5 protein-coding genes are annotated in these 4,947 nt (G+C 59.5%); 1 reads left to right on the forward strand and 4 read right to left on the reverse strand.

All coding sequences use genetic code 11. The features are described from left to right. Positions 1–133: 133 nt before the first annotated feature. On the reverse strand, positions 134–979 hold the full coding sequence (locus tag QSK31_RS41010; protein ID WP_285690262.1) for a hypothetical protein: 846 nt from the start codon (positions 977–979) through the stop codon (positions 134–136). A 127-nt stretch (positions 980–1,106) separates the two neighbouring features. On the opposite strand from QSK31_RS41010, the gene QSK31_RS41015 reads away from it, so the two are divergent. Then, on the forward strand, positions 1,107–1,796 hold the full coding sequence (locus QSK31_RS41015; protein ID WP_285690263.1) for a hypothetical protein: 690 nt from the start codon (positions 1,107–1,109) through the stop codon (positions 1,794–1,796). Between the two features lie 51 nt (positions 1,797–1,847). On the opposite strand, the gene QSK31_RS41020 is transcribed toward QSK31_RS41015, so the two are convergent. The 3 genes from QSK31_RS41020 to QSK31_RS41030 form a co-directional block, all read right to left on the reverse strand. Then, the gene (locus tag QSK31_RS41020; protein ID WP_285690265.1) at positions 1,848–2,168 is read right to left on the reverse strand and encodes a WXG100 family type VII secretion target; all 321 of its coding nucleotides are present in this window, start codon (positions 2,166–2,168) and stop codon (positions 1,848–1,850) included. A 25-nt stretch (positions 2,169–2,193) separates the two neighbouring features. Then, positions 2,194–2,520: a WXG100 family type VII secretion target gene (locus QSK31_RS41025; RefSeq protein WP_285690268.1), complete on the reverse strand. Its 327-nt coding sequence runs from the start codon at positions 2,518–2,520 to the stop codon at positions 2,194–2,196. 93 nt (positions 2,521–2,613) lie between these two features. Then, a partial coding sequence (locus QSK31_RS41030) for a hypothetical protein (protein ID WP_285690270.1) occupies positions 2,614–4,947 on the reverse strand: 2,334 nt, incomplete at its 5' end.

Raw genomic sequence — 4,947 nt, forward strand, 5'->3', positions numbered from 1 at the left:
CACCCTGCAAGTGCCTTCCGTGACAGGAAACTTGGACCCTCAGCAAGTCCTATTTTCCCTGATCAGAAGGCACTTCTTCGTTTCTGCCCAGTCCTTGGACACCCCTTAACGAAGGGTCGAGGCTAACCGGCCGTCACTTCACACCGTCGGGCAGCGCCAGCGGTACCAACCCGTCCTTCTCCGGCACCGCCAGCACCTGAACGACACCGTTGTCGTCCTTCCAGGTGGCGCCCCGCACAACTTCGGTGACAGTCTTCAGATGTCCATCGTGATCGACGTAGGAGAGGTCCCGCTCGTACCAGACCTGGATCGCGCCCCTGATAATTTTCTCGTGCCGCTGAGGCATGGCATCGCCTTCGCGAAGCTCATGCAGATTGCCCCACTGGTCCATGTACTGGCCGATGACCTGGTTGCTCTTGTAGCGGACACCGTTGTGGTTGTCGTAATTGATCGAGACGGGACCGTGCGGGACATCCGCCGGCGGCGCGGGCTTGCCGTCGCCTTCGTCGGCCAGTGAATCCGCGAAGTCGTTGAAGATGCTTGCGACAGCCTCTTCGGTCTGGGAGTAATGGTTCGCGGCTCCGATTGCCTTGGCGCGCAGGAGCCGCATGATGCCCGGTTTCCCAGATTCCTTGATTTCCTCGGATCTGAAGGGCTCTTCTTTCTTATCGGAGGTTCCCGCCACACCGAACATGTCGTTCTGTGCCGCCTGAAGCTTGTCGTTGAACTCGTGAGCCTCCTGCGAACTCGCGCCGGTCCAACCCAGTTTCAGGTCGTCCCAGGTGTGGCCGATGGAACGCCACTTCTCCTCGATCTCATGGATCGTTCGCTGCAGAGACTTGGACGAATCCCACATGATCATCGGCGCGACGATCAGCGTCCGGTCGTCTCCGGGGTCCTCACCGGCCGGGTCGTTGTAGAGCGAAGGGGAGTTGTCCGAATACTTATTGGGCACCGTCGTCTCCTCACCGATCGCCACGCACCGACACCAATGGCAAAACGATGGTAGGCGGCGGTCCGCGGGCTTCGCAGATCCTCGTTCAGGCCCCGGCCGTCCTCCAAGAGGGACGTTGCGACAGCCATCGGCCGATGCCGACCATGCGAAGATGGGAGACAAAGACGACCTGATCAACCCCGACCAGAACAAGGACGGGGATCAGCTGGTCGATCTCACACAGCTCTGGCCCACAGCACGGCCCGTGACCGGTCTCGACTCCGACCTCGTCATCCCGCCGAAACCACCGGTCGTGCAGAACGACGGAGATATCAAGCGCGACGGGGGCTTCTATGTCGTCGACGACAAGGGTCAGCACATTGCTACCGACAAGGACGGCAACCCGCTTCCCGTCATCGACCCGGGAACCGGCGAGATCGTCGATCCGCCGATGCCGACGATTACCGAGTTCAAGGCCAACGTCGCCGAAATCTTCGACTTCGAGAACACCATACTCAAAGCCACCAATCAGGCGATCGACGACTTCGAGAAGTTCAAGAATGAGCGCCTGGAAAACGAAACCTGGATCTTCTTCGCCAAAAACAAGGAAGGAACCATTCCCTATTATCACTCGGGACTGGGCGGCAACCAGAGCGACCAGGACAACACCGCCCTACCCGAAGGCACCTACGCCGACGTGATAGATCCCGACCCCGCGAAGACAACGGATCTGATCCAGACGCAGAACGCTCTGATGCAGGCGATCGGTGGTGCCATCGAGCGAGTCGGCCAGTACGCGGGCAAGCTCAACGACGCGGCGCAGCTGTACGCGGGCGCGGACCGCGCCGCCTGGATCGACTGAACGAACACAAAAAGCCGCCGCAGCCCGTCCTCCGGGCTGCGGCGGAGAAGATCAACCCCCGGTGGGGATCCACGTCTTGACGTTGGCCCACTCACAGTCGGAATAGTTGGCCCAGCTCAGGTGCAAAGAGTAGGCGATCTTCCCGAGCACCCCGGTCTGACCGAAGAGGCCGTCGGCGGCGATGTTCCACTCCGACTGCAACCCCTGATAGTAGTCCTTGGCCTTGCCCGTCCAGGTCTCGGAGATCGGCTGCAGTTGGTGCATCAGCGCCTCGAGCTGGTCGGTGATGACCCGCGACTGGCCGTCGATGTCCCGGCCGGCCGTTTCCAGTTCCAGTGGAACTCGTAGGTTGCTTGATGCGGGATCCGGCATGGTTCAGTCCTTTCAGTGTGGCTGGCTACAGGCGAGCACCAGGGATGTCGCCGTCCACCGCCTTCAGCTGGGCGATGTTGGCGAGCTCGGTGTCCACATAGTTCACAGCGTTGCCGCGCAAGCCCTGTCCGATGTCGGTCAGCGAGTTGTGCAACATCCGGCCGAAGACGTCGAAGTCCGCCATCAGGATGGCCCATTGATCCGCGGACACACCGCCCCAGATGGTGTGCAGATTCTCGACGTAAGTCTTCAGCGCGGCCAGTTCCCCGTCGATCTGCTGCGCGGTCGTATCACAACTTCCCGCCGCCGCAGTCACCATCTCGGGCGTTACGTTGACCGGCGTCATTCCCATAGCGTCCACCTACTCCCTTGCCAGAGGTACTGCGCAGGTAAAGGATGTCATGATCCGACGAGATGGCCCAGTAGCCCATAGAGGGGACACCGATCACGGGAAAGCTGGTCCGCTACCATTCGGGTTCAAGTGCCTTGCGGTGTCGATGTCGGTCCATTTGTTGAAGACCGGAGACTGGTCGGCGGGAGTCATGTTGTCGAGGTTTCCGCCCTCCGCCTCGACGTAGTGTTCGTACGATTTCCTCATCGCCGTGATCGAACTGCTCAACACGTCGTCGATCTTCTTGGAGGCGCTCAGCACGTCACTCTTCTTCCCTTCGAACTGGCTACCGGACGGGCTGTCCCAAGCTACGTCGATCGTGTTCAACTCCCTCTCGGTGTCCCGGATGAGGCTCTGAAGCTCCTGCTGTCGGCCCCGCACGATGAAGCTGGCCTCCAGGAGCTTCGGGATCTCGACGGCATAGGCGGCCGGGATACCATCGACGATCTCAAATATCGGGCGGCCGTTCTTGTCCGTACCGATGGTGGTCCAGTGACCACTCGGATCTGTGAAGGTGGAGTGCGTGAAGAGTTTGTCACTGTAGTCGATCTTGACCCGCTGATCACCTTTGGTGCCGAGCGTGGGATTGCCGTCAAAATCGAACTGGGTATAGGTCCACCCGTCCTTCAACATCTTGTTGATACGGCCATCGGGTCCACGATAGGCCACCATCTTCGAACCGTCGCCGTCGATGTAGGTCCAGACACTCCCGTTGTCGTTATAGGTGACGGTGACGGTTTCCCTCTGACCCTTGTCGTTTATTTTCCATCCCTTGAGGGGCTGCTCGCCGTCGAGATTGGGGAAAGTCCCGAACTCATCGAAGGTCCATCCTCCTGACTGCATCAGGATGGTCTGGTCCTTGTCGTTCTTGGTGATGATCGTCAGATTGTTCTTGCCGTCGTCATAGGTCCAGACGCTGCCATTCTTGTCATACTTCACCCGAACGGTCTCAGCCGGCCCGCCGTTTTCGCCCGGCTTGGTGCCGTAGGTCGGATGATTGTCTTGGAACTCGGTGTACACCCAGCCGCCCGACTCCATCCGCGTCGTCCGCTGTTCCGTGTCGCGGTAGACGACGGTCTTGTCACCCGTGCCGTCCTCGGTGTACGTCCAGACGCTGCCCTCGGGGGTGTACTTCACGTCGATCGTCGACGCGGGCCGGCCGTCCTTGGCCGGGCTGTGGCCATGAACCGGATCATTGTCCTTGAACTTGTCATAGACAGTGCCGTCGGTCAGCTCCTGACGGATCGTCTGATCCTGGCTGTTCCGGTAGACGTACATCGTTCCTTCAGTACTCGAATACGTCCACTTCGAACCCTCCGCACTGTATTCAACAGTCAACTCCTGCTGCGGAGAATCACCCTTTGCCGGCACATGACCATGAACCGGATTATTGTCCTCGAACTTGTCGTAAACCGTGCCGTCTGGCAACTCCTGACGGGTTATCTGATCTTTGCTGTCCCGATAGACATAGGTCTTAGGACCATCGACAATCGACCCAGTACTGCCGTCAAGGTCCGAGTAGGTCCACTTCGATCCTCCGTCCAAGTATTCGACCGAGACGTCTTGCGCCGGGGTCTTCCCCTTGGGAGGGATCCGCCCGTGCAGCGGATCCTCATTCGCATTGAACGAGTCATAAACCGTGCCGTCCGGCAACTCCTGCCGAACAATCCGATTCTCGGAATCCCGGAAAACATGCGTCACACCGCCAGCACTCGGCGCACCTTCAACATGCGGACCCGGCTCACTCGTATACGTCCACTCCGAACCCTCACCCGAATACCGAACCGACACCTCCTGCGCCGGAGAATCCCCCTTCGCCGGCACACGCCCATGCAACGGATCACCACCCGCAGTAAACGAGTCATAAACCGTCCCATCAGGCAACTCCTGCCGAACAACCCGATCCTCGGCATCCCGCAAAACATGCGTCACACCAGGCGGACCCGACTCATTCGAATACGACCACTCCGAACCCTCACCCGAATACCGAACCGACACCTCCTGCGCCGGAGAATCCCCCTTCGCCGGCACACGCCCATGCAACGGATCACCACCCGCAGTAAACGAGTCATAAACCGTGCCATCAGGCAACTCCTGGCGGATTACGACGTCGTCCGAGTTGCGAAAGACGTGAGATATCCCCTCGGTGCTCGATGAGGTCCACTCGCTGCCCGCGTCGGAGTACTTGATGCTGACATCCTGCTGGGGTTGTTCCTCGGTGGCCGCAATGACGCCGTGGGTCGGTTTGTCATCCGCAGTGAACCGATCAAAATCAGCATCACCCGAATGCATATGCGTCACATGACCATCAGCACCCCGATCAACCGTCGTACCATCCTTATACGACCACGTCGACCCACCACCATCATCATAGGAAATGGTCACCTC

Source organism: Actinoplanes sp. NBRC 103695, assembly GCF_030269485.1.
GTDB lineage: Bacteria > Actinomycetota > Actinomycetes > Mycobacteriales > Micromonosporaceae > Actinoplanes.

Excerpts from the sequence above, each read along its gene's own strand:
- QSK31_RS41015 (WP_285690263.1), top strand. The coding sequence starts at position 1,107 with ATGGGAGACAAAGACGACCTGATCAACCCCGACCAGAACAAGGACGGG.
- QSK31_RS41020 (WP_285690265.1), bottom strand. The coding sequence starts at position 2,168 with ATGCCGGATCCCGCATCAAGCAACCTACGAGTTCCACTGGAACTGGAA.
- QSK31_RS41025 (WP_285690268.1), bottom strand. The coding sequence starts at position 2,520 with ATGGGAATGACGCCGGTCAACGTAACGCCCGAGATGGTGACTGCGGCG.